This is a genomic window from Zavarzinia compransoris (genome assembly GCF_003173055.1).
Lineage (GTDB): Bacteria > Pseudomonadota > Alphaproteobacteria > Zavarziniales > Zavarziniaceae > Zavarzinia > Zavarzinia compransoris.
Genome location: NZ_QGLF01000001.1, coordinates 894,643 through 917,635, shown reverse-complemented (window position 1 = coordinate 917,635; position 22,993 = coordinate 894,643). Strand labels below are relative to the sequence as shown.

Genomic DNA, 22,993 nt, shown 5'->3' with positions numbered 1-22,993 from the left:
ACGGGTCTTGTCCATTATCCACCCGAGCGCCATCGTCGATCCGGCCGCCAAGATCGGCCAGGATGTCGAGATCGGGCCGTTCTGCATCGTCGGTGCCGATGTCGAACTGGCCGACGGCGTGAAGTTGAAGGGCCATGTGGTCGTCTCCGGCCTGACCCGCATCGGCGCCGGTACCCAGATCCATCCCTTCGCCGTGATCGGCGCCCCGCCCCAGACGTTGAAGCCGATCGGCGACGATACCCGCATCGTCATCGGCGAGAATTGCCAGATCCGCGAGCATGCGACGGTTCACCCGGGCACGGTGGGCGGCGGCGGCCTGACCTCGGTCGGGAACAATTGCCTGCTCATGGTCAGCACCCATGTCGGCCACGACTGCCATGTCGGCAACAATGTGGTGATGGCCAATAACGGCACCCTGGGCGGCCATGTCACCCTGGGCGATTTCGTCTATGTCGGCGGCCTGTCGGCCATTCACCAGAATGTCCGGATCGGCGCGCATGCCATGATCGGCGGCATGTCCGGGGTCGAGCAGGACGTCATTCCCTATGGCTCGGTCATGGGCAACCGCGCCTTCCTGGCCGGGCTCAACATCATCGGCCTGAAGCGCCGCGGTTTCAGCCGCGAGCAGATCCACGGCCTGCGCCGCGCCTATCGCCTGCTGTTCGCCGACGAGGGCACGCTGGCCGAACGCCTGGCCGATGTGACCGAGGAATTCTCGGGCAGCGACGTGGTGATGGATGTCGTCGCCTTCATGCAGGCGGATTCCGCCCGCTCCTTCGTCCTGCCGCGCGCCGATCGTGGCGGTGCCTGAGCCGGCGCCGAAACTCGGCATCATTGCCGGCGGCGGCGATCTCCCCGTCCGGCTGGCGGCCGCCTGTCGCCGCCAGGGCCGGCCTTTCTTTGTTCTCGGTCTAAAGGGCTCAGCCGTTGCCCGCCCGGATGAAGGCATCGCCGACGAATGGGCGGCGATCGGCGAGGTGGGCCGGATCCTGGCCCTGCTGCGCGCCGCCGGGTGCCGCGCCGTGGTCATGGCCGGCAATGTGGCGCGGCCGGATTTCAAGACGCTTCGCCTGGACTGGAAGGGTGTGCGCGTTTTGCCCCGGGTGCTGGCGGGGGCGCGGAAGGGTGACGACAACCTGCTGAAGGCCCTGGTCCAGATCTTCGAGGACGAGGGCTTCGCGGTCGCCGGCGCCGATCAGGTGCTGGACGAATTGCTGCTGCCGGCGGGCCCCCTCGGCTGTCTCGGCCTCGGTCCCGGCCAGGAGGGCGATCTCGCCCGGGCGTTGCAGGTGGTCGAGGCCCTGGGCCGGGTCGATGTCGGGCAGGGGGCGGTAGTGGCGGAAACCGAGGTCCTCGCCATCGAGGCGGCGGAGGGGACGGACCGCATGCTGGCCCGCTGCGCCGAACTGCGGGCCGGCTGGACCGCCCGTGCCGGCCTGCTTCTGAAATTGCCGAAACACGGGCAGGAGAGGCGGGTCGACCTGCCGACCATCGGGGTCGCCACGGTCGAGGGCGCGGCGCGGGCCGGGCTGGCGGGCATCGTCGGCGCCGCCGGCGCGACCCTGGTGGTGGACCGGGCGGCGGTGGCCGCGCGGGCGGATGAATTGGGGCTGTTTGTCGTGGGGTTGCAGCGATGACCGCGTATCGGGACGGGCTGCCGGCGGCGCGGCCCCTGCATGTCTTCATCATCGCCGGCGAGCCGTCGGGCGATGCTTTGGGCGCCCGGGTGATGGCGGCCCTCAAGCGCGAAACCGGGGGCGCCGTGCGCTTCACCGGCGTCGGCGGCCCGCTGATGACGGGCGAGGGCATGGCCAGCCAGTTCCCGATGGCGGAACTGACCCTGCTCGGCGTCCTGGAAGTCCTGCCCAAGGCGGCCCATGTCCTGCGCCGGGTGCGGGAAGTGGCGGCGGCGATCCTCGACCAGCGGCCGGACGTGGTCGTCACCGTCGATGCCCCGGCCTTTTCCTTCCGAGTCGGCAAGAAGATCAAGGGGCAGGGGATCCCCCATATCCATTACGTGGCGCCCACGGTCTGGGCCTGGCGGCCGCGGCGGGCGAAGATGGTCGCCGGCTTCCTCAGCCATCTCCTGGTGCTGTTCCCGTTCGAGCCGCCCTATTTCGAGCGGCATGGGCTGGCCACCAGCTTCGTCGGCCATTCGGTGGTCGAGGGGGCGGCGGATGCGGACAGCTTGCGCGCCGGCGGCGCCGCCCTGCTGGCCCGCCTCGGCATCGATCCGGGGCGGCCGGTGCTGGTCGTCCTGCCCGGCAGCCGGTCGAGCGAGGTGAAGCGCCTGGGGCCGGTTTTCGGGGCGGCGCTGGGCCTGCTGGCCGCGCAATTCCCCGGCCTCGCGGTGCTGGTGCCGACCGTGCCCAATGTCGCCGGCCTGGTGAAGGCGGCGGTCGCGGATTGGCCCCTGCCGGTCCATGTCCTCGAAGACGCGGCGGACAAGCTGCCGGCAATGGCGGCGGCGGGCACGGCGCTGGCCGCGTCCGGCACGGTGGCGCTGGAACTGGCCCTGGCGGAAACGCCCATGGTCATCGCCTATCGCGCCAATCCGCTCAGCGTGCTGGTGGTGCGGATGATGGCGAAGGTGCGCTTCGCCAATCTGATCAATATCATCGAGGATCGGGCCATCGTCCCCGAACTGCTGCAAAGCCAGTGCACGCCGGAAAAGCTGGCGGCGGCGACCGGCCACCTGATGCGGGACGAAGGCGCGCGGGCGGAACAGGTGGGCGCCATGCGCCGGGTGATGACCGCGCTCGGCCGCGGCGGACCGGCCCCGTCGGCCCGGGCGGCGCGGGCGATCCTGGCGGCACTCCGGCCTCTGTAGAACAGGCGCTTATAAGAGCCGATAGAGCGCCCAGGCCCCGGCCAGCAGCAGGCCGGGCAGGACGAGACGGCGCGCGATCAGGGCGATCAGCTTCCGTGCCGGCCGCCGGTTGTCGTTCGCGGGCCGGCCCAGCCGGACCCAGACGCCCTTGCGGGCGCCGGGGGGGACGAGGCCGGCGCCCGGCGAACGGGCCCCGGCGCCGTTGCGCCTGGACTGTCCGCCGGACATCCGCTGTTCCATGCCGGTCAGGCGCGCTCGGCCACCGGCACGAAGGCGCGGCGGGGCGAACCGGTGTAGAGCTGACGCGGGCGGCCGATCTTCTGCGAGGGATCGGCGATCATTTCCGACCATTGGGCGATCCAGCCGACGGTGCGCGCCAGGGCGAACAGCGGCGTGAACATCGTGGTCGGGAAGCCCATGGCGCGCAGGATGATGCCCGAATAGAAGTCGACGTTCGGGTAGAGCTTCTTCTCGATGAAATAGGGATCGCTGAGGGCGATCTTTTCCAGTTCCATCGCGACCTGGAACAGGGGGTCGTTGTGGACGCCCAGTTCGTCGAGCACCTGGCGGGCGGTTTCCTGCATCACCTTGGCGCGCGGGTCGTAGTTCTTGTAGACCCGGTGGCCGAAGCCCATCAGGCGGAACGGATCGTTCTTGTCCTTGGCCTTGGCGATATATTCCGGGATGCGGTCCGGCGTGCCGATCTGCTGCAGCATGTTGAGCGCCGCTTCATTCGCGCCGCCATGGGCGGGACCCCACAGGCAGGCGATGCCGGCGGCGATACAGGCGAAGGGATTGGCGCCCGACGAGCCGGCCAGGCGGACGGTCGAGGTCGAGGCATTCTGCTCGTGATCGGCGTGCAGGATGAAGATCTTGTCGAGCGCGCTCGCCAGCGTCGGCGAAACCTTATAGGGCTCGCAGGGGACGCCGAAGGTCATGTAGAGGAAGTTCTCGCAGTAATCGAGATCGTTCCGCGGATACATGAACGGCTGGCCGATCGAATACTTGTAGGCCATGGCGATGATCGTCGGCATCTTGGCGATCAGGCGGTGGCTGGCGATGACGCGCTGCACCGGGTCGCTGATGTCGGTCGAGTCGTGGTAGAAGGCCGAAAGCGCGCCGACCACGCCGCAGATCACGGCCATCGGGTGCGCGTCGCGGCGGAAGCCGCGGAAGAACATCGACAGCTGCTCATGCACCATCGTGTGATAGGTGATGTTCTTCAGGAACTTTTCCTTCTGCGCCTGGGTCGGCAACTCGCCGTTCAGGAGCAGGTAGCAGACTTCGGGGAAGTCGCTCTTGTCGGCCAGATCGTCGATCGAATAGCCGCGATAGAGCAGGACGCCCTCGTCGCCGTCGATATAGGTGATCGTGGATTCGCACGACGCGGTCGAGGTGAACCCCGGGTCATAGGTGAAGTGACCCGTCTCGGCATAGAGCTTCCGAATATCGATGACCTTGGGCCCGACCGAACCCTCTATCAACGGCAACGATATTTTCTTGCCCGCATCCTCAAGAACCACAGAGGTCTGATCGGCCATCTCGCTGCACTCCGTATGAGATCGTCTGAGATTAAAGTGGTCAGGGGGCGGAGCCGATTGGGGGAGAAGTGCCCCGCACCCGTCGGTTTGGAAGTGTCGCCCTCATTATAATGCCAAGCATTTCGGCACGAACAGGGCCCTCGTGGCCGATCTGCATCTTTTCAAGTCATAAAATGGTAACAGACCATCCTCGCGGCGGCGCCCTAAGCCTATGCGCCCAATACGTCGGCAATGCGGCCGAGGGTTTCCTCGCGGCCCAGGACCTCGGCGACCTCGAAGATCGGGGGCGACACGGTCGAGCCGGACAGGGCCGCGCGCAGGGGCTGGGCGATATCGCCGAGCTTCGCCCCTGTCGATTCGGCAAGGCCCCGGGCGGCGCCTTCGATCATGGCGGCGGAGAACGAGTCGAGATCGGCGATCGCCGCCTTCAGCGCGGCCAGCCGGTCGCGGCCGGGGGTGCCGGCGGCGACCACTTTCTCGGCCTTGGCATCGAGGGCGAGCGGCCGCGCGGCGACCAGGAAGCGGGCAGAATCGACCAGTTGCACCAGGGTGCGGGCGCGGGCCTTCAAGCCCTCGATCGAGCCGTGGAGGCGCGCCGTCTCGATTTCGCTCAGGCCCCGGCCGAGATCCTTGGCCAGCTGCCCGGCGACGAGGCCGGCGAGGCGCGCGTTGTCCGCCTCGCGCAGGTAGTGGCCGTTCAGATTGTCGAGCTTGGCGAAATCGAAGCGGGCGGGCGAGCGGCCGACGCTTTCGAGGCCGAACCACGCGACCGCCTGTTCGGTGGAGATGATTTCGTCGTCGCCATGGCTCCAACCGAGGCGGAGCAGGTAATTCCGCATCGCTTCGGGCAGATAGCCGAGGTCGCGATAGGCATCGACGCCGAGCGCGCCGTGGCGCTTCGACAGTTTGGCGCCGTCCGCCCCGTGGATCAGCGGGATATGGGCGAAGGCCGGGACGTCCCAGCCGAGGGCGAGGTAAAGCTGGGTCTGGCGCGCGGTATTGGTCAGGTGGTCGTCGCCGCGGATGACATGGGTGATGCCCATGTCGTGGTCGTCGACCACCACCGACAGCATATAGGTCGGCGTGCCGTCCGAGCGCAGCAGGATCATGTCGTCGAGTTCGGTATTGGGGAAGCGGACCTCGCCCTGCACCAGATCCTGGACCATGGTCTCGCCCTCGCGCGGGGCCTTCAGACGGACGGCGGGCTTCACGCCGGCGGGCGCCTCGGCCGGGTCGCGGTCGCGCCAATAGCCGTTGTAGCGCGGCGGCAGGCCGTTGGCCTTGGCCTCCTCGCGCATCGCGGTCAATTCGTCCGGCGTGCAATAGCAGTAATAGGCCTTGCCCTCGGCGATCAGGCGATGCGCCTCGGCGGCGTGCAGGGCGGCGCGGGAGAACTGGTGGACGACATCGCCGTCCCAGTCGAGGCCCAGCCATTGCAGGCCCTCGAAGATCTTGCCGATGGCATCGTCGGTCGAACGCTGGCGGTCCGTGTCCTCGATGCGCAGGCGGAACGTGCCGCCGAAATGCCGGGCGAACAGCCAGTTGAAGAGGGCCGTGCGCGCCCCCCCGATGTGCAGGTAGCCGGTGGGCGAAGGGGCAAAACGGGTGACGATAGCGGACATGACGGTGAATACGCTTCTTCTTCTGCAAACGTGACTTCTTAGCATGGCGATTTGGCGGATCACACCCTTTCGAGCGCCTGCTACCATGCGGCGATAGTCGTAACGGGAATGCCACGATTCCTGCCCTTCGCTTCCGGTCGCTTCTGAATGCAACTTATAATTGAAAACCGGGATCGCTGGTCCTTATGGCTTCCGGTGCTGATCGGCGCAGGCATCGGGCTTTACTTCGCATTGCCGGTCGAGCCTGCGCTTCATGCCGCCGTCGCGCCCGCCGTCCTGGTTGCATCGGCGCTGCTGGCCATGCGCCGGCATCCGGTCGCCGTCGTCTGTCTTGCAGGGGCGCTGGCCGTCGCCGCCGGCTTTGCCGCGATCGCGCTGCGGGCCCATCTGCAGGGAACGCCGGTGGTGCCGGGGCGGACCGGAATCGTGGTCGTCGAGGGGCGGGTCCTGACCGTCGAGGCCCGGCCCGACCAGCGGCCCCGCCTCGGCCTCCGTGTCGCGCGGGCGACCGGCCTTGCCCCGCCCTGGCCGCGGGAAATCCGCCTCAGTTTCGATACCGCGGCCACGGTCGCGGGGCTGGCCCCCGGGGCCCGGATCGCGGTGCAGGCCATTCTCTTGCCGCCGCCCGGGCCGGCGCTGCCCGGCGCGCCGGACCATGGCCGGGCCCTGTGGTTCGGCGGCATCGGGGCGGTCGGCTTTGCCACCGCCGCCCCGATCGCGATCGACGACGGCGCGGGGCAGGGCGGGCTGGCCGCCTGGCGCCAGCGCATGGCCGGCCGTATCGCCAACGCCATGGACCGGACCGAGGGCGCGATCGCCGCCGCCCTGATGGTCGGCATCCGCGGCGGCATTCCGGAGGCGGTGGAGGCGCGCTGGCGAGCCGCCGGGATTTCCCACATCCTGTCGATCTCGGGCCTGCACATCGGCCTTGCCGCCGGGGTCGTGCTGTTTTCCCTGCGTTTCCTGCTGGCGGCCGCGGGTTCCGTCTCGCTGCGCTATCCGGTGAAGAAATGGGCGGCGGCCGCGGCCATTCTCGCGGCGGGGGCCTATACGGTGGTCGCCGGCCTCGACGTGCCGGCGCAGCGCAGCTTCATCATGACCGCCATCGTCCTGGTCGCGGTGATCGCCGACCGGCTGGCGATCACGCTGCGCCTGGTCGCCATTGCCGCCGCCGTGATCCTGCTGCTGGAACCGGAAAGCCTGACCGCGCCCGGTTTCGGCATGTCCTTCGCCTCGGTCACCGCCCTTGTCGCCGGCTTCGAGGCGGTGCGGACGCCGCTGGCCCGTTGGCGGGCGCAGACCGGGCTTTTCGGGCGCGGGGGCCTGGCCCTGCTCGGTATCCTGCTCTCGGGCGTGCTGGCGACCGTGGCCACGGCGCCCTTCGGGGTCGCCCATTTCGGCCAGTTCTCCGCCTATGGCATCGTCGCCAACCTCGTGGCCGTGCCTTGGACCGGCTTTCTCGTCATGCCGCTGATCGTGGTCGCGGCTTTGCTCATGCCCTTCGGTGCCGAGGGGCCGGTGCTGGCCCTGCTCGGGCCGGCGATCGGGGTGATCGATGCGCTGGCGGCCGAAATCGCCGCCTTGCCCGGGGCACAGCTATCGGTGCCGGCCATGGGGCAGGGGGCGCTGGTCCTGATGGTGCTGGCGGGCCTGTCGCTGTGCCTGTGGCGGGGGCGGCTGCGGCTCAGCGCGCTCGCGTTCCTCGCGGCCGGCCTCGGCCTCTGGGCGGCCGAGATCGCCGATCCGCCCCGCCTGCTGATTCACGAGGAAGGCCGGGCGGTCGCCACGGTGCGGGACGGCGCCCTGGTCGCCCTGCCGCCGGCCAGCCCTCGTTTCGTGATCGAGCAATGGCAGGAACGCCTGGGCCTGGGCACCCTTGCCGTTACCGCCCGGGCCGAGGCTTGCGAGGGCCGCCGCTGCCGCCTGGCCCTGCCCGGCGGCGGCGAGGCGGTGATCGATACGGCAGCGGAAGCGGCGGAGATCCCCTGTGCCGCCGTGGTCATCCTGACGGCGCGGGAGGCGGCGGCCCCGGCGGATTGCCCCGGCCTCGTCCTTGGCCCGTCACGCCTCGCCGGGCGCGGCACGCTGGTGATCGACGGCGAGGGGCGCCTGAGCGATACGGCGGCGGCGCGCGGCCGGCGCCCCTGGACGCCGGGCTGGTGGGCGCCCGTTCAGTGATAGCGGCGGAACAGGCCGACCAGCCGGCCCTGGACCTTCACCCGGTCGGGGCCGAAGATCCGCGTCTCATAGGCGGCATTGGCGGGTTCGAGGGCGATCGTATTGCCCTTGCGGCGCAGGCGCTTCAAGGTCGCCTCGGCGTCGTCGATCAGGGCGACCACGATGGTGCCGTTCTCCGCCGTGTCGGCGCGGCGGATGATGACCACGTCGCCGTCGTTGATGCCGGCCTCGACCATGGAATCGCCCTGCACCTCGAGGGCGTAATGTTCGCCCTTGCCGAGCAGGCTGGCGGGGACGGCGACGCTGCGGGAATTGTCCGACAGCGCCTCGATCGGGGTGCCGGCGGCGATCCGCCCGTGCAGGGGCAGGGAGACGGCGGCCAGGCCCTCGTCCGTGCGCGCGGCGGGCAGGGGGGTGGAGAAGGTGCCGGTGATCACCTTGCCGTCGGTCGCGGCGATGCGCGGCCCCTTGGTGGTCTTGATCGGATCGGGCAGGCGCGTGACTTCGAGCGCCCGGGCGCGATGGGCGAGGCGGCGGATGAAGCCCCGTTCCTCCAGCGCCGTGATCAGGCGGTGAATGCCCGACTTCGATTTCAGGTTCAGGGCGTCCTTCATCTCGTCGAACGAGGGCGACACGCCCTTTTCCCGCAGGCGGGCGTCGATGAAGACGAGCAATTCATATTGCTTCTTGGTCAGCATGGCCCGCCCCTATGGAATCGGTTATTGGAACATTCGCGGAACACTTGTCAGTGTTCTATTTTGGTTCCAGGTCCCCGTCAAGTCGTTCAGGCTTTCAAGTCGTTCAGGCCTTCAATTTCTTGAACTTTTCCGCCGCCTGGACCAGGGCGGCGCGAATCCCGGGCTCGAAGGCGCTGTGGCCGGCATCGGGCACGACCTTGTAGCCCGCCTCGGGCCAGGCGCGGTGCAGGTCGTCGGCGGAGCGGATGGGGCAGACCATGTCATAGCGCCCCTGCACGATCTCCGCCGGGATGTGGCGGATGCGCCCGACGTCTTCGAGCAATTGATCGGGGCGGAGGAAGCAATCGTTGACGAAGTAATGCGCCTCGATCCGGGCGAGGCCGAGGGCGGTGACATCCTCGCCGAAGCCGCGCACCGTCTCGGGGCTGGGCAGCAAGGTCGAGCAGGCGCCCTCATAGGTGCTCCACACCCGTGCCGCCGGCAGGTGGACGGCGGGGTCCGGATCGGTCAGGCGGCGGTGGTAGTGGCCGAGGATGTCGTCCCGTTCCGCTTCCGGCAGATAGCCGGCGAAGCGGCGCCAGTTCTCGGGGAAGACTTCCTTCATGCCGTAGAGGAACCAGTGAAGCTCGCTCGGCCGGCACAGGAAGATGCCGCGCAGGATGAGGGCGATCACCTGTTCAGGGTGGGTTTCGGCATAGGCGAGGCCGAGGGTCGAGCCCCAGCTGCCGCCGAAGACGATCCAGCGCTCGATGCGCAGATGCTCGCGCAGGCGTTCCATGTCGGCGATCAGGTCCGGGGTCGTGTTCCGCTCGATCGCGCCGAAGGGGCGGGAGCGGCCGGCGCCGCGCTGGTCGAAGACGACGATGCAATAGATCTCGGGGTCGAAGAAGCGCCGGTGGATGGGCTTCGCGCCCGAGCCCGGGCCGCCGTGCACGAAGACGACCGGCAGGCCGCGCACATTGCCCGATACTTCCCAATAGACGGCATGGCCGTCGCCCGTATCGAGATGGCCGGTCAGGACGGGTTCGATCTCGGGGTAGAGGTCGCTGCGCATGTCGAAATCCAACCGTCAGATCTGGTCGAGAAGAATGGCGGGCACCAGGGCGCCGGCGGGCAGTGCCGGCGCCAGTACCGGCCGCTGGATCAGCGCGTCGGCCAGGGCCAGCGTCCGCAGCTGCGACGAATCCTGCACCGGCGCCGGCTGGGCCAGGGGAATGCCGTCGGCGCCCGGGGCCAGGGTCGCGCGGACGTAATCCTCGCGCTTGTCGTTGGCGCCCAGCGGGCTTGCCAGGCGCACCTCGGCAAGGCGGGGGGCGGCGCCGGGCAGGCCCGACAGGCGCTCGATCGCGGGGCCGAGGAAGAGCAGGGAACAGACGAAGGCCGAAACCGGGTTGCCCGGCAGGCCGAGCAGCGGCGTATCGCCGTGGCGCCCGAACATCAGGGGCTTGCCCGGCCGCATCGCGATCTTCCAGAAGTCGAGGGTGGCGCCGTCGCCGGCCAGGACCCGGGCGATCAGGTCATGGTCGCCGACCGAGGCCCCGCCCAGCGTGACCAGGAGATCGGCGCCGGCGGCCCGGCCCGCGCGGGTGGCGATATCGGCGGCATCGTCCCGGGCGATGCCGAGGTCGACGGCGGTCGCCCCCCGGGCCTCGATGAAGGCGAGCAGGGCCGGCCGCGCGGCATCGACGATCTGGGCCGGGCCCCGCGGCAGGCCGGGCGGGACCAGTTCGTCGCCGGTGGCGAGCACGGCGATGCGCGGCCGGCGATGGACGTCGATCCGGGGCACGTCGGCGGCGGCGAGCAGGCCGATATCGCGCACCCCGAGGCGCCGGGGGGCGCTGTAGAGAAGGTCGCCCGTGGCGAAATCGAGGCCGGCGGGGCGGACAAAGCGGCCGGGGCCCGGCACGTCGGCGAGGTGAACGAGGTCGCCCTCGTGCCGCGCGTCCTCCTGGATGGCGACGGCATCGGCGCCCGCGGGCACCGGGGCGCCAGTGAAGATGCGCACCGTCTCGCCCGGGGCCACGGCACCGGCAAAGCCCCGCCCGGCGGCGGATTCGCCGATCGCGCGCAAGGGACCGGCGCCGTCGGCGCTGCGCACCGCCCAGCCGTCCATGGCGGAAACGGCGACCGGCGGCTGGGTGCGGCGGGCGGCGACATCGGCGGCGAGAACCCGGCCGAGCGCCGCGTCGAGGCCGATGTTCTCGGGGCCGGTGGGGGCAAGGGCGGCGACGATCCGCGCGCGGGCCTCGGCGACCGGGATCATGGCGCGACCCATTCGCCGGACTTGCCGCCGCTTTTCGCGAGCAGGCGGATATCGCCGATGACGATGCCCTTATCGACCGCCTTGCACATGTCGTAGATGGTGAGCGCGGCGACGGAGACCGCGGTCAGCGCCTCCATCTCCACCCCGGTCCTGCCCGTAACCCGGGCGGTCGCGGTCACGGTGATGGTGCCGGCGGCGCGGTCGAGGACGAAATCGATGCCGACGAAATCGACCGGCAGGCCGTGGCAGAGCGGGATCAGCTGGTCCGTCCGCTTCGCCGCCATGATCCCGGCGAGGCGCGCCGTGGTCAGCACGTCGCCCTTGGCGATGCCGCCCGCGGTGATCAGGTCGACGATGTCGGGCCGCAGGGTGACGAGGCCGCGGGCGGTGGCGCTGCGCGCCGTCTCGGTCTTGCCCGAGACGTCGACCATGGCCGCCCGCCCCTCGGCGTCGAGATGGGACAGCCGGTTCATGCCGCCGCTCCGAGCCCGAGCAGGCGCCGGGTGGCGGCCGCGACGTCGCTTTGCCGCATCAGGCTTTCACCGACGAGGAAGGTCTTCACCCCGACGGCGTCGAGGCGGCGAAGGTCGGCATGGCTTTCGAGCCCGCTCTCGCCGACGCAGATGCGGCCGGCCGGCACCCGGGGGGCCAGGGTCTCGGCGGTGGCGAGGTCGACCTTCAAGGTCTTCAGGTTGCGGTTGTTGATGCCGATCAGGGGCGAGGGCAATTTCAGGGCCCGCTCCATCTCGTCGCCGTCATGGACTTCGATCAGGGCATCCATGCCGTAGTCCGCCGCCGCCTGCACGAGGTCGAGGGCCAGGGCATCGTCGACCGCCGCCATGATGACGAGGATGCAGTCGGCGCCCCAGGCCCGCGCCTCCGGCACCTGATAGGTATCGACCATGAAATCCTTGCGCAGCGCCGGCAGTGCGGTCGCGCCCCGTGCCTGGGTCAGGAATTCCGGTGCGCCCTGGAACGAGGGGCCGTCGGTCAGGACCGAGAGACAGGCGGCGCCCCCCGCCTCATAGGCGCGGGCGAGCTGCGGGGGATCGAAGTCGGCGCGGATCAGGCCCTTGGACGGGCTGGCCTTCTTCACCTCGGCGATCAGGGCGAAGCGATCGTCGGCATGGGCGGCCGCGATCGCCCGGGCGAAGCCGCGGGGCGGGGCGGCGGCGCGGGCCGCCGCCTCGACCGCGGCAAGGGGGCGGGCGGCGCGGGCCGCCGCCACTTCGTCGCGCTTGTAGGCGCAGATCCGGGCGAGCGTATCGCTCATGGCCTGTTCGACACTTTCACCAGGGTTTCGAGGGCTTTCTTCGCGCGGCCGTCGTCGATCGCGGCCTGGGCGGCAAGAACGCCGTCCTTCAGCGTCTCCGCCTTGCCGGCGACGATCAGGCCGGCCGCCGCATTGAGGCAGACGACATCGCGATAGGCATTCTTCACGCCGTCGAAAAGGGCGCGCATGGCGAAAGTATTCGCCTGCGGATCGCCGCCTTTCAGTTCGGCCGCCTCGACCCGGGGCAGGCCCGCTTCCTCGGGCGTGATGTCGAATTCGCGGATGGAACCGTCCGGGTTCAGTTCGGCGACATGGGTGGGCCCGGTCGTGGTCACCTCGTCCAGCCCGTCGGAACCATGGACGACCCAGGCCTTTTCGGTGCCGACGACTTTCAGCACTTCGGCCAGCGGCCGCACCCAGGCGGCGGAGAAGACGCCGAGCAACTGCCGCGTCACCCCCGCCGGATTGGACAGGGGGCCGAGCAGGTTGAACAGGGTGCGGGTGCCGAGTTCGGTGCGCACCGGGCCGACGAAGCGCATGGCGGCATGGTGGTTCGGTGCGAACATGAAGCCGATGCCGGCCTTGGCGATGCAGCGCGTGATCTGCGCCGGCTCGAGATCCAGCTTCACGCCGAGCCCGGCCAGGACCTCGGCCGAGCCGGAGCGGGACGACAGCGCCCGGTTGCCGTGCTTGGCGACCGGCACGCCGAGCCCGGCCAGGACGAAGCTCGCCGCACTCGAGATGTTCCAGGTGCCGGCGCCGTCGCCGCCGGTGCCGCAGACGTCGATCGCGCCCTCGGGGGCTTCGACCCGGCGCATCTTGGCGCGCATGGTCTCGACCCCGGCGGCGAGTTCGTCGACCGTCTCGCCCCGGATCCGCAGCGCCATCAGGAAGGCGCCGATCTGGGCATGGGAGGCATCGCCCGACATCATCAGGTCGAAGGCGTCGCGCGCCTTCTGGTGCGACAGGGGCTGGCCGGTGGCGACATCGGCCAGGATGGTCTTGAAGGCGGTGGTGGTCGGGGCGCGGAATTTCCGCTGGTTGCCGGGCAGCGCGCCGGCCAGCGCCAGGAAATTCTCCAGCATCACCATGCCGTGTTCCGAGGCGATGCTTTCCGGGTGGAACTGCACGCCGTGCACCGGATGGGTGCGGTGGGCCAGCCCCATGGCGAGGCCGTCCTCGGTCTCGGCGGTGACGTCCAGTTCCTCGGGCATCGTCTCGCGGGCCACGATCAGGCTGTGGTAGCGCGTCGCCTTGAAGGGCGTGGGCAGGCCGTTGAACACCGACTTGTTGCGGTGGTGGATCGGGCTGACCTTGCCGTGCAGGGGCTGGGGCGCACGCACCACCTTGCCGCCATAGGCCTGGCCGATGGTCTGATGGCCGAGGCAGACGCCGAGGATCGGGATCTTGTGGCCGAGGCGGCGGACGGTATCGAGGCAGATGCCGGCGCGGTCCGGATCGCAGGGCCCGGGCGAGAGCACGATCGCGCGGGGCTTCCGGGCCTCCAACTCGTCGACCGTGATCGCGTCGTTGCGCCAGACCTCGACCTTCGCCCCCAACTCGCCCAGGAAGTGGTAGAGGTTGTAGGTGAAGCTGTCGTAGTTGTCGATCAGCGCGATCATCGGCAAAGTCCAGGCAAAGAGATCACCCCGCCGCAACCATTCGCGGCGGCGAATGGGGATCCAACCCCCTGGCGCCGGTCTCGTCAAGGGCTGGTCGCTGCGGCTTTGCCGCTTGTCGTTGTCGCAACGCCGGAAACATGGCGCTATCTCTTGGTCATGACACGCGAATCGATGTCCACGCCCGAGTGCCGGCATGCCTGAGAAGGGCAGGGGCACGCGCGCCGTCGCCAGGCGCCCGCGCTCGAAGCCGCGCGGCACCCGCGCCCGCCGCGGCGGGGTGCTGGGCCGGCCGCTGGTCCGGCGCGCCGTGATCGCCCTCTGGGCGGTGGTGGTCGCGGCGGCGGTCGGCTTCCTGCTGATGCGGACGATGGACGAGCAGGGCTTCGCCTTGCGCCGGCCGACCGCGGTGCAGCCGGGCGTGGTCGCCGCCGCCCCGCCGCCGGCACCCGTAACGGCCGCGCCCGCCGCCCCGGCGGCGCAGGGGCGGCTCGGCATCGCCACCCCGGTCGAAAAGCCCGAGGTGGCGCAGGCCCTGCCGCCGCCGCCCGCGGTCGCGGCCGAGGAGGCGCCCTACGACAGCCGCCCGGCCTGGCAGCGCTATGCCCAGGCGCCGGGCGAGGCCCCGGGCAAGAAGCCGCTGCTCGCCATCGTCATCGACGACGTCGGGGTGGCCAGGCGCGACCTCGATGCCCTGCTCGATCTCGATCCCGGGGTGACCTTCGCGATCATGGGCTATGCCGAGCGGATGGACGATTTCGCCCGCAAGGCCCGCGCCCGTGGCCACGAACTGATGATCCATGTCCCGATGGAGCCCCAGGGCAATGCCGATCCCGGGCCGAATGCGCTGAAGCTGGGCCTTGGCGCCGACGAGATCCGCCGGCGGCTGCGCTGGCATCTCGACCGGCACGACAGCTATGTCGGGATCAACAACCATATGGGCAGCCGCTTCACCGCGGATGCCGCCGCCATGGCCGTGGTGGCCGAGGAATTGAGGGCGCGGGGGCTGCTGTTCCTCGATTCGAAGACCATCGGCAACAGCGCGGGCGAGGACAGGGCCCGGGCCGCCGGTATTCCGACCGCGTCGCGCGATGTCTTTCTCGACAATGAGATCGGCGCCAATGCGATCGAGGCGCAGCTGGTGCTGGCGGAGCGGCGGGCGCGGGAGAAGGGCACGGCGATCGCCATCGGCCATCCCCATGCCGCGACCGTGGAAGCCCTGGCCCGCTTCCTGCCCCAGGCGAAGGCGCGGGGCATCGCCATAGTGCCGGTCTCGACCGTGATCTTCCGCCGTGCAGGGTCGGCGGCGGCAGCGGGCGGCGGCGACGCGACGCCCGCCAGCGGCGCTACCGACGGTTCCGGGAAGCGAAACGGATCGCCTCCTCGGCCGCGCGGATGACGGCACGGGCCTTGTTGCAGCTTTCCTGATATTCGGCTTCCGGATCGCTGTCGAGGACGACGCCGCCGCCGGCCTGGACCACCAGGACCCCGTCCTTCACCACGCCGGTGCGCAGCGCGATGCAGGTATCCATCGAGCCGTTGGCCGAGAAATAGCCGACGCCCCCGGCGTAGAGATTGCGCCGCTCGGGTTCCAGCTCGTCGATGATCTCCATCGCCCGGACCTTGGGCGCGCCCGAGACCGTGCCCGCCGGAAAGCCGGCGAGCAAGGCGTCGACCGCATCGTATTGCGGCGCGATCCGGCCCTCGACGTTGGAGACGATGTGCATCACATGGCTGTAACGCTCGATGACGTTGCGCTGGGTGACCTTGACCGAGCCGATCTCGGCGACCCGGCCGACGTCGTTGCGCCCGAGGTCGAGCAGCATCAGGTGCTCCGCCAATTCCTTCGGATCGCTCAGCAGGTCTTTTTCGAGCGCCTGGTCCGCCTCTTCGGTCTGGCCGCGGGGGCGGGTGCCGGCGATCGGGCGGATGGTCACCCGGTCGTCGCGCAGGCGGACCAGGATCTCGGGGCTGGAGCCGACGACGGAAAAGCCGTCGAGGTCCAGGTAGAACATGAAGGGCGACGGGTTGAGCCGGCGCAGCGCTCGATAGAGCGCGATCGGCGGCAGGCTGAAGGGGATGCGGAAGCGCTGGCTGGGCACGACCTGGAAGATATCGCCGGCGGCGATATACTCCTTCGCCTTCAGGACCATCCGGTGATAGTCGCCGCGGGCCATATTGGCCTGGGGCTGGCTCATGGCCGGGACCGGGCCGTTGTCGCTGCGCGCACCCGGCAGGTCGCGTTCGAAGTCGTTCACCGTATCGGCGATGCGTTCGGCCGCGCGGCTATAGGCGGCGCGGGCGTCGACCCCGGGTTCGACCCAGGCCGGCGAGACCACCGTGACCACGTCCTTCACGGAATCGAAGATCGCCATGATCGAGGGGCGGATGAACAGACTGTCCGGAATCCCCAGGGTGTCGGGCTTCGCGGTCGGGACGCGCTCGACCAGGCGCACCATCTCATAGCCGAAATAGCCGTAGAGGCCGGAGGCCATGGGCGGCAGTTCGGCCGGCAGGTCGATGCGCGATTCGGCGATCAGGGCGCGCAGCGACGCCAGCGCATCGCCGGGGCAGGGGCGGAAGTGGCCGCGGTCGGCCCGGGCGATGCGGTTGATCTCCGCCTTGTTGCCCTGGGCGCGCCAGATCAGGTCGGGCTTCAGGCCGATGATCGAATAGCGCGCCCGGGTGGCGCCGCCCTCGACCGATTCGAAGAGGAAGCGATAGGGCTCGCCGTCCGTCAGCTTGAGCAGGGCCGAGACCGGGGTTTCCAGGTCGGCGACCAGGGTGGTCCAGACGACCTGCGGCTTCCCGGCGTCATAGGCGGCGCGGAAACTGTCGAAATCGGGCTGGATGGTCATCTTGCGGGGCCGCCGAGGAGGCTGTTGATCAGGGTTTCGTTGACGGAAACGCCGAAGCGCTGGCGCAGGTCCGATTCGAGCACGGCGGCAAGGTCGCCGGCGAAATCGTTGCGCAGCGTATCGGCCAGCGCCTTCACGCCGGCGGCATTGTCGCCGGGTTCGGCAACCTCGATGTCGCGCACGGCGCCGACGACGATATCCTCGCCGTTCAGGGCCGGGGCCGCCGCCGCCTTGCCCTTGTCGAGGGTGAAGAGGCGGGTGACGATCTCGGCGGGCAGGGCGGAGAAGATGGTGTCGCCGCTGCGCTGGCCGGGGCCGGCCATGCCGGGGACGGCGGCAACCTGCTTCGCCACTTCGGCGACCGGCTTGCCGTCGTTGAGGGCGCCGACCAGCTCGTCGGCCAGGCGCTGCTGGCGGGTCTTGCGCTCGGCCACTTCCCAGGCCTTGGCCACCTCGGCCTTCACCTGGTCGAGGGGCTTCAGCGCCGACGGCGTCACCGCGTCGACCCGGCCGATGACATAGCCGCCGTTGGCGGTGTCCAGGATCTCGCCGTCGCGGCCGGCTTCCGCCTCGAACAGGCCGGGCAGCAGCTGCGGGCTGTCGGCAAGGGCGATCGCCTTGCCGTCGCGGTCGAAGCCTTTCGCATCGATCGCCTCGACCTTTTTCACCGGCACCTTCAGGCGCTCGCCGACTTCCTCGAGGGTGGCGCCGCTGGCCAGTTCGTCCTGCAATGCCTTGCCGAGATCGGTGAGGCGGAGATTGGCTTCCTCGCGCGCGGCGATCGCGGCGATTTCGTCGCGGACCGCTTCGAGGGGACGGGTAATGCCGGCCTCGATCTTGTTCACCTTGAACAGGTGCCAGCCGAGCGGCGATTGCACGGGGCCGCCGAAACCGCCCTCGGCGGCGGCGAACACCGCATCGGCCAGGGCGGTCGGCAGGGTTCCCTTGGTGACGAGGCCGAGCTTGGTGTCCGCCTCGTCCATCTTGGCGATCGCCTTGGCCACTTCGGCGAAGGGCTTGCCGGCGGCAAGCTCGGCCAGCGCCTTGTCCGCGTCCTCCCGGGTGGTCACGACGATCTGGTCGACGTCGCGCTTTTCCTCGGTGACATATTCGGCGCGGTGTTCCTCATAGGTGCCGGCGATTGCCTCCTCGGTCGGGGTGATCGTCCTGGCGATCTCGGCGGGATCGAGGGCGAGGATGGTGACCGCGCGGTATTCGGGGGCGGTGAAGCTCTGCGGGTTGGCTTTGTAATAGGCGTCGATCGCGGCCTCGTCCGGGGCGGCGATGGTGCCGACGGCGGCCGGCGTCACCGCGAAATAATCGATGGTCCGGCGCTCGTTGCGGAAACGGTAGAGGGCGGCGGCCGCGATCTGCGGCACCCGCGCCCCGCTGGCCGCCGGGCCGTAGAGCTGGGCGCGCAGCAGTTCGGCGCGGATCTGGCCGGTCAGCATCGCTTCCGACAGGTTGGCCTGGCGCAGCACCAGCTGGAAGCGGGTGGCGTCGAACTTGCCGGTGATGCCCTGGAAGGCCGGGATGGCGGCGATCTCGCGGGCGATCAGGTCGTCGGGCACGCGGATGTCGAAGCGATCCGCGGCCTCGCGGATGGTCGCGTCGGAGACCAGCTGGCTCAGCACCGCGCCCTGGATGTTGAAGGCGATCGCCTGCTCGCGGGTGAAGGTGCCGCCCAATTGCTGCTGCAACTGGCGCAATTCGCGATCGAAGGCGATCTGGAAGTCCTGGGCCGTGACCTCTGCATCCCCCACCTTGGCGACCGCCGTGTCCGCCCCGGTCTTGAACAGGCTGTTGCCCTGCCAGATGCCGATGCCGAAGCTGACGATGAGAATGGCGAGAAAGGCACGAACGACCCAGGTCGAGGCGCCCTTGCGAAGGGACTGGAGCATGATACGACGACGTCCTTGAAGGCGTGTCCGCCGGGCCGGCGGGCGGCGCATGATAGGGGCAGGCCTTGACTGCCGCAAGTTTTGGCGGCTGCTTGTGGCGCGTCGGGGTCGATCGAGGGTGTCATGCGGTTTCTGATCACGGGTACGGCGGGGTTCATCGGCTTCCACATGGCGAAGCGCCTGCTGGACGAAGGGCACGAGGTCTTCGGCCTCGACGGCATGACTCCCTATTACGATCCAAGGCTGAAGGAGGGCCGGAATGCAGTGCTTTCCGCCCATCCCGCCTATCGCTTCGAGGCGATGCGGCTCGAGGAGGCGGAGCGCGTGATGGCTTTCGCCAAGGCGGCGAGGCCCGATGTCGTCTTCCATTTCGCGGCCCAGGCCGGGGTGCGCTATTCGCTGGAGAATCCGCGCTCCTATGTCGATTCGAACCTGGTCGGGACCTTCAACCTGATGGAGGCGGCGCGGGAAACCGCGCCCCGGCACCTGATCATGGCCTCCACCAGTTCCGCCTATGGCGGCAACAGGGAGATGCCGTTCCGGGAAACCCACGGTGCCGATCACCCCCTGACCCTCTATGCCGCGACCAAGAAGGCGACGGAGGCGATGGCGCATTCCTATGCCCATCTGTGGCAGATCCCGACCACCATGCTGCGCTTCTTCACGGTCTACGGCCCCTGGGGCCGGCCGGACATGGCGCTGTTCAAATTCGTCGACGGCATCCTGAACGGCCGCCCGATCGACATTTACGGCGAGGGGCGCATGTCGCGCGACTTCACCTATGTCGGCGACCTGGTCGAAGCCATGGCGCGCCTGATCGAGCGCCCGCCCGCCGACGGCGGCGAACCCCTGGGCGCCCATGATTCCCTGAGCCCGGTCGCGCCCTTCCGGGTCGTCAACATCGGCGGCGGGCAGCCCGTGCCCCTGCTCGACTTCGTCGATGCGATCGAGGACGCGGTGGGCCTCAAGGCCCGGCGCAACATGCTGCCGATGCAGAAGGGCGACGTGACCGACACTTTCGCCAGCGCCGACCTGCTGCGCGACCTGACCGGCTATGTCCCGTCGACGCCGGTGCGGGACGGGGTGCGCGCCTTCGTTTCCTGGTACCGCCAGTACCACGGCAACCGCTGAGACGGGATCCGCGACCGTTCGCGACCTTCACGAAGCCGCCACACTTTGCTAGACGACGCCATCGTCGTTCGAACAAGTCTATGAGGATGGAAACGCCATGGCCCGTCGCCCCTTTGTTGCCGGTAACTGGAAGATGAACGGGCTGACCGCCTCCCTGGCCGAGATCGACGCCCTGATCGCGGCGGCGGGCGAGGCGGGGGCCGCGGTCGATATCGCCATCTGCCCGCCGGCGACCCTGGTCGGCGCCGCCGCGCTTCGCGCCGCGGGGTCCGTCGTCGCCATCGGCGGCCAGGACTGCCACGCCAAGGCGAGCGGCGCCCATACCGGCGATATCGCCGCCGAAGCCCTGAAGGATGCCGGCGCCGCCCATGTCATCGTCGGCCACAGCGAGCGCCGCACCGACCACGCCGAAACCGATGCCGCGGTGAAGGCCAAGGCCGAAGCCGCCTGGCGCGCCGGCCTCGTCGCCATCATTTGCGTCGGCGAAACCGAGGCGGAGCGCGACGCCGGCAAGACCCTGGACGTGATCGGCCGCCAGCTCGCCGGCTCGATCCCCGAGGGGGCGACGGCGGCCAATACGGTCGTCGCCTACGAGCCGGTCTGGGCGATCGGCACCGGCCGCACCCCGAACAACGATGAAATCGTCGAGGTCCACAGCTTCATGCGCGGCCAGCTGTCGGCCCGGTTCGGCGCCGCGGCGGCGGCCGGCATCCGCCTTCTCTACGGCGGCTCGGTGAAGCCGAGCAATGCGGATGTGATCCTGAAACTGGCCGATGTCGACGGTGCCCTGGTCGGCGGCGCCAGCCTGAAGGCGGCGGATTTCCTGCCCATCATCAACGCCGCGCGCTGACCGCCGGCCGTGCCATGACCGCGGCGCAGGGGTCTGCCGCGCCGCGAAACTGGCATTGGCGACGACAAACGTGTAAGAACGCCGGCAATTGATCACGGGCGTCCTGCGCCCGGCCCCCCCTTCCTCAATCGGAACCGACATGGACTATCTGCTCGTCCTCCACCTTGTCATTGCGGTCGCCCTGATCGGCGTGGTTCTCGTCCAGAAGTCCGAGGGCGGCGCTCTCGGCATCGGCGGCGGCGGCGGGGGCTTCATGTCGGCGCGCGGTGCGGCCAATTTCCTCACCCGGCTGACCGGGATCCTGGCCGCCATCTTCATGCTGACCTCGCTCGGCCTGACCATCCTGGCCAATAGCGGCGGCTCGGGCTCCATCGTCGACCGGATCGAGGCCCAGCAGGCCCCGACCCTGGTGCCGAGCGATCCGGCCCCCGCGACCCCGGCCCCTGACGCCTCTTCCGCGGCGCCCGAATCGGTGCCCGCACCCGCAGAAACGCCCGCGGCGCCCGCGCCGGCCCCGGCCAACTGACGGAAACCCTTGGTTCAACGCGCCGTCGTTGTGCGACGACGGCGCCCTTTGGTATGTTGTACGCCCATGGCGCGGTTCATCTTCATCACCGGCGGCGTGGTCTCCTCGCTCGGCAAAGGTCTGGCCTCGGCGGCACTGGGTGCCCTGTTGCAGGCCCGCGGCTTTTCCGTCCGTCTGAGGAAGCTCGACCCCTATCTCAACGTTGATCCGGGGACCATGAGCCCCTATCAGCACGGCGAAGTCTATGTCACCGACGACGGGGCGGAGACCGACCTCGACCTCGGCCATTACGAGCGCTTCACCGGCGTGCCCTCGCGGCGTTCCGATAATGTGACCACCGGCCGCATCTATCAGACCATCCTGACCAAGGAGCGGCGGGGCGACTACCTGGGCGGCACCGTGCAGGTGATTCCCCATGTGACCGACGCGATCAAGGAATTCGTCCTGGCGGATACGGACGATACGGATTTCGTCCTGGTCGAGATCGGCGGCACGGTCGGCGACATCGAGAGCCTGCCGTTCATGGAGGCCATCCGCCAGCTGGGCAACGACCTGCCGCCGCAGCACGCGGTCTATGTCCACCTCACCTTGGTGCCCTATATCCCTTCCGCCGGCGAGCTGAAGACCAAGCCGACCCAGCATTCGGTGAAGGAATTGCGCTCGATCGGCATCCAGCCGAACATCATCCTGTGCCGCTGCGACCGCGAGGTGCCGGAGGGCGAGCGCAAGAAGATCGCGCTGTTCTGCAACGTGCGCCCCGAGAACGTCATCCAGGCGCTGGACGTCGGCTCGATCTACGAAGTGCCGATCTCCTATCACGCCGAGAAATTCGACGACCGTATCCTGGATGCCTTCGGCCTCTCCGCGCCGGCGCCCGATCTCGCCCGCTGGCAGGAGATCCACCGCCGCTGGACCCAGCCGGAAGGCGAGGTCACGATCGCCATTGTCGGCAAATATACCGGCCTCAAGGATGCCTATAAGTCCCTGGCCGAGGCGCTCTACCACGGCGGCATCGCCAACAATGTGAAGGTCAATCTCGAATGGATCGAGTCCGAGACCTTCGAGAAGGAAGACGCGGTCGCCCATCTTGAAGAGGTGGACGGCATTCTCGTCCCCGGCGGCTTCGGCTATCGCGGGGTCGAGGGCAAGATCGCGGCGGCCAATTTCGCCCGCAACCACCGGGTACCCTATTTCGGCATCTGCTTCGGCATGCAGATCGCGGTGATCGAGGCGGCGCGCAATCTCTCCGGGCTCGAACACGCGTCCTCGACCGAGTTCGGCCCGACCGCGGAACCAGTGGTCGGCCTGATGACCGAATGGGTGCGCGGCAACGAGCGCGAGACCCGCTCGAAGGACGGCGACCTCGGCGGCACCATGCGCCTCGGCGCCTTCGACGCCAGCCTGAAGCCCGGCAGCCATGCCGCCGGGATCTACGGCACCACCGCGATCAGCGAGCGCCATCGCCACCGCTACGAAGTGAACATCAACTATGTGCCGCGCCTCGAACAGCGCGGGCTGCTGTTCTCCGGCCTGTCGCCGGATGGACAATTGCCGGAAATCGTCGAGATTCCGGATCACCCCTGGTTCATCGGCGTGCAGTTCCACCCGGAACTGAAATCGAAACCCTTCGATCCGCACCCGTTGTTCGCCAGTTTCATCAAGGCGGCGCTAGACCAGTCCCGCCTGGTCTGACCGAGGAGAGG

Annotated in this window: 20 protein-coding genes; 9 read left to right on the top strand and 11 right to left on the bottom strand. The window is 69.3% G+C overall.

Features of this window, described 5'->3' with window-relative positions; genetic code table 11:
* Positions 1–7: 7 nt before the first annotated feature.
* The 3 genes from lpxA to lpxB are packed head-to-tail and all read left to right on the top strand — an operon-like array spanning position 8 to position 2,830.
* A complete protein-coding gene (gene lpxA, locus DKG75_RS04530) occupies positions 8–811 on the top strand; it encodes an acyl-ACP--UDP-N-acetylglucosamine O-acyltransferase (protein WP_109919860.1) in 804 nt (267 codons plus the stop codon).
* Positions 798–1,637: an LpxI family protein gene (locus DKG75_RS04525; RefSeq protein ID WP_243746441.1), complete on the top strand. Its 840-nt coding sequence runs from the start codon at positions 798–800 to the stop codon at positions 1,635–1,637. Before lpxA ends, DKG75_RS04525 begins: the two co-directional genes overlap by 14 nt.
* Positions 1,634–2,830: a lipid-A-disaccharide synthase gene (gene lpxB, locus DKG75_RS04520; RefSeq protein ID WP_109919858.1), complete on the top strand. Its 1,197-nt coding sequence runs from the start codon at positions 1,634–1,636 to the stop codon at positions 2,828–2,830. The genes DKG75_RS04525 and lpxB overlap by 4 nt, the downstream gene beginning before the upstream one ends.
* Before the next feature lie 9 nt (positions 2,831–2,839).
* Here the strand turns inward: lpxB and DKG75_RS04515 are convergent, their stop codons facing one another.
* The 3 genes from DKG75_RS04515 to gltX all read right to left on the bottom strand — a co-directional run bounded on the left by DKG75_RS04515 (position 2,840) and on the right by gltX (position 5,993).
* On the bottom strand, positions 2,840–3,058 hold the full coding sequence (locus tag DKG75_RS04515) for a hypothetical protein (RefSeq protein ID WP_109919857.1): 219 nt from the start codon (positions 3,056–3,058) through the stop codon (positions 2,840–2,842).
* A gap of 17 nt (positions 3,059–3,075) precedes the next feature.
* Complete coding sequence (gene gltA, locus DKG75_RS04510; protein WP_109919856.1) at positions 3,076–4,371, bottom strand: citrate synthase; 1,296 nt, start codon at positions 4,369–4,371, stop codon at positions 3,076–3,078.
* 209 nt (positions 4,372–4,580) lie between these two features.
* The gene (gene gltX / locus DKG75_RS04505; protein WP_109919855.1) at positions 4,581–5,993 is read right to left on the bottom strand and encodes a glutamate--tRNA ligase; all 1,413 of its coding nucleotides are present in this window, start codon (positions 5,991–5,993) and stop codon (positions 4,581–4,583) included.
* A 195-nt stretch (positions 5,994–6,188) separates the two neighbouring features.
* On the opposite strand from gltX, the gene DKG75_RS04500 reads away from it, so the two are divergent.
* Positions 6,189–8,171 carry a ComEC/Rec2 family competence protein gene (locus DKG75_RS04500; RefSeq protein WP_166646335.1) on the top strand — a complete coding sequence of 661 codons (1,983 nt, stop codon included), beginning with the start codon at positions 6,189–6,191 and terminating at the stop codon, positions 8,169–8,171.
* On the opposite strand, the gene lexA is transcribed toward DKG75_RS04500, so the two are convergent.
* From lexA to DKG75_RS04470, 6 genes are all read right to left on the bottom strand, one after another.
* On the bottom strand, positions 8,165–8,869 hold the full coding sequence (gene lexA, locus DKG75_RS04495) for a transcriptional repressor LexA (protein WP_109919853.1): 705 nt from the start codon (positions 8,867–8,869) through the stop codon (positions 8,165–8,167). The two genes, DKG75_RS04500 and lexA, sit on opposite strands and share 7 nt — an antisense overlap.
* A gap of 103 nt (positions 8,870–8,972) precedes the next feature.
* Entirely contained in the window at positions 8,973–9,923 is a 951-nt protein-coding gene (gene pip, locus DKG75_RS04490) for a prolyl aminopeptidase (RefSeq protein WP_109920146.1), read from the bottom strand.
* Positions 9,924–9,938: 15 nt separating this feature from the next.
* Complete coding sequence (locus DKG75_RS04485) at positions 9,939–11,132, bottom strand: molybdopterin molybdotransferase MoeA (RefSeq protein WP_109920145.1); 1,194 nt, start codon at positions 11,130–11,132, stop codon at positions 9,939–9,941.
* Complete coding sequence (gene moaC, locus DKG75_RS04480) at positions 11,129–11,605, bottom strand: cyclic pyranopterin monophosphate synthase MoaC (protein WP_109919852.1); 477 nt, start codon at positions 11,603–11,605, stop codon at positions 11,129–11,131. The genes DKG75_RS04485 and moaC overlap by 4 nt, the downstream gene beginning before the upstream one ends.
* Positions 11,602–12,405 (bottom strand): indole-3-glycerol phosphate synthase TrpC, encoded by an 804-nt coding sequence (gene trpC / locus DKG75_RS04475; RefSeq protein ID WP_109919851.1) that lies wholly within the window; start codon positions 12,403–12,405, stop codon positions 11,602–11,604. The genes moaC and trpC overlap by 4 nt, the downstream gene beginning before the upstream one ends.
* A complete protein-coding gene (locus tag DKG75_RS04470) occupies positions 12,402–14,027 on the bottom strand; it encodes a bifunctional anthranilate synthase component II/anthranilate phosphoribosyltransferase (protein ID WP_109919850.1) in 1,626 nt (541 codons plus the stop codon). The genes trpC and DKG75_RS04470 overlap by 4 nt, the downstream gene beginning before the upstream one ends.
* Before the next feature lie 193 nt (positions 14,028–14,220).
* On the opposite strand from DKG75_RS04470, the gene DKG75_RS04465 reads away from it, so the two are divergent.
* Complete coding sequence (locus DKG75_RS04465; RefSeq protein WP_109919849.1) at positions 14,221–15,423, top strand: divergent polysaccharide deacetylase family protein; 1,203 nt, start codon at positions 14,221–14,223, stop codon at positions 15,421–15,423.
* On the opposite strand, the gene trpE is transcribed toward DKG75_RS04465, so the two are convergent.
* Positions 15,371–16,882, bottom strand: a complete 1,512-nt coding sequence (gene trpE / locus DKG75_RS04460; protein WP_109919848.1) for an anthranilate synthase component I — start codon at positions 16,880–16,882, stop codon at positions 15,371–15,373. The genes DKG75_RS04465 and trpE overlap by 53 nt on opposite strands.
* The gene (locus DKG75_RS04455) at positions 16,879–18,783 is read right to left on the bottom strand and encodes a peptidylprolyl isomerase (RefSeq protein ID WP_166646334.1); all 1,905 of its coding nucleotides are present in this window, start codon (positions 18,781–18,783) and stop codon (positions 16,879–16,881) included. Before DKG75_RS04455 ends, trpE begins: the two co-directional genes overlap by 4 nt.
* A gap of 123 nt (positions 18,784–18,906) precedes the next feature.
* Here DKG75_RS04455 and DKG75_RS04450 point away from each other — a divergent pair, with 123 nt between their 5' ends.
* The 4 genes from DKG75_RS04450 to DKG75_RS04435 all read left to right on the top strand — a co-directional run bounded on the left by DKG75_RS04450 (position 18,907) and on the right by DKG75_RS04435 (position 22,982).
* The gene (locus DKG75_RS04450) at positions 18,907–19,914 is read left to right on the top strand and encodes an NAD-dependent epimerase/dehydratase family protein (RefSeq protein ID WP_109919846.1); all 1,008 of its coding nucleotides are present in this window, start codon (positions 18,907–18,909) and stop codon (positions 19,912–19,914) included.
* A 97-nt stretch (positions 19,915–20,011) separates the two neighbouring features.
* Positions 20,012–20,764 (top strand): triose-phosphate isomerase, encoded by a 753-nt coding sequence (gene tpiA, locus DKG75_RS04445; protein ID WP_109919845.1) that lies wholly within the window; start codon positions 20,012–20,014, stop codon positions 20,762–20,764.
* Between the two features lie 139 nt (positions 20,765–20,903).
* The gene (secG, locus tag DKG75_RS04440) at positions 20,904–21,290 is read left to right on the top strand and encodes a preprotein translocase subunit SecG (protein ID WP_109919844.1); all 387 of its coding nucleotides are present in this window, start codon (positions 20,904–20,906) and stop codon (positions 21,288–21,290) included.
* 66 nt (positions 21,291–21,356) lie between these two features.
* Positions 21,357–22,982, top strand: a complete 1,626-nt coding sequence (locus tag DKG75_RS04435) for a CTP synthase (RefSeq protein WP_109919843.1) — start codon at positions 21,357–21,359, stop codon at positions 22,980–22,982.
* Positions 22,983–22,993 lie beyond the last annotated feature (11 nt).

What these genes read in the sequence shown, in the direction of transcription:
- lpxB (WP_109919858.1), top strand. Translation starts at nt 1,634, where the DNA reads ATGACCGCGTATCGGGACGGGCTGCCGGCGGCGCGGCCCCTGCATGTC.
- DKG75_RS04515 (WP_109919857.1), bottom strand. Translation starts at nt 3,058, where the DNA reads ATGTCCGGCGGACAGTCCAGGCGCAACGGCGCCGGGGCCCGTTCGCCG.
- gltA (WP_109919856.1), bottom strand. Translation starts at nt 4,371, where the DNA reads ATGGCCGATCAGACCTCTGTGGTTCTTGAGGATGCGGGCAAGAAAATA.
- gltX (WP_109919855.1), bottom strand. Translation starts at nt 5,993, where the DNA reads ATGTCCGCTATCGTCACCCGTTTTGCCCCTTCGCCCACCGGCTACCTG.
- lexA (WP_109919853.1), bottom strand. Translation starts at nt 8,869, where the DNA reads ATGCTGACCAAGAAGCAATATGAATTGCTCGTCTTCATCGACGCCCGC.
- pip (WP_109920146.1), bottom strand. Translation starts at nt 9,923, where the DNA reads ATGCGCAGCGACCTCTACCCCGAGATCGAACCCGTCCTGACCGGCCAT.
- DKG75_RS04485 (WP_109920145.1), bottom strand. Translation starts at nt 11,132, where the DNA reads ATGATCCCGGTCGCCGAGGCCCGCGCGCGGATCGTCGCCGCCCTTGCC.
- moaC (WP_109919852.1), bottom strand. Translation starts at nt 11,605, where the DNA reads ATGAACCGGCTGTCCCATCTCGACGCCGAGGGGCGGGCGGCCATGGTC.
- trpC (WP_109919851.1), bottom strand. Translation starts at nt 12,405, where the DNA reads ATGAGCGATACGCTCGCCCGGATCTGCGCCTACAAGCGCGACGAAGTG.
- DKG75_RS04470 (WP_109919850.1), bottom strand. Translation starts at nt 14,027, where the DNA reads ATGATCGCGCTGATCGACAACTACGACAGCTTCACCTACAACCTCTAC.
- DKG75_RS04465 (WP_109919849.1), top strand. Translation starts at nt 14,221, where the DNA reads ATGCCTGAGAAGGGCAGGGGCACGCGCGCCGTCGCCAGGCGCCCGCGC.
- trpE (WP_109919848.1), bottom strand. Translation starts at nt 16,882, where the DNA reads ATGACCATCCAGCCCGATTTCGACAGTTTCCGCGCCGCCTATGACGCC.
- DKG75_RS04455 (WP_166646334.1), bottom strand. Translation starts at nt 18,783, where the DNA reads ATGCTCCAGTCCCTTCGCAAGGGCGCCTCGACCTGGGTCGTTCGTGCC.
- DKG75_RS04450 (WP_109919846.1), top strand. Translation starts at nt 18,907, where the DNA reads ATGCGGTTTCTGATCACGGGTACGGCGGGGTTCATCGGCTTCCACATG.
- tpiA (WP_109919845.1), top strand. Translation starts at nt 20,012, where the DNA reads ATGGCCCGTCGCCCCTTTGTTGCCGGTAACTGGAAGATGAACGGGCTG.
- secG (WP_109919844.1), top strand. Translation starts at nt 20,904, where the DNA reads ATGGACTATCTGCTCGTCCTCCACCTTGTCATTGCGGTCGCCCTGATC.
- DKG75_RS04435 (WP_109919843.1), top strand. Translation starts at nt 21,357, where the DNA reads ATGGCGCGGTTCATCTTCATCACCGGCGGCGTGGTCTCCTCGCTCGGC.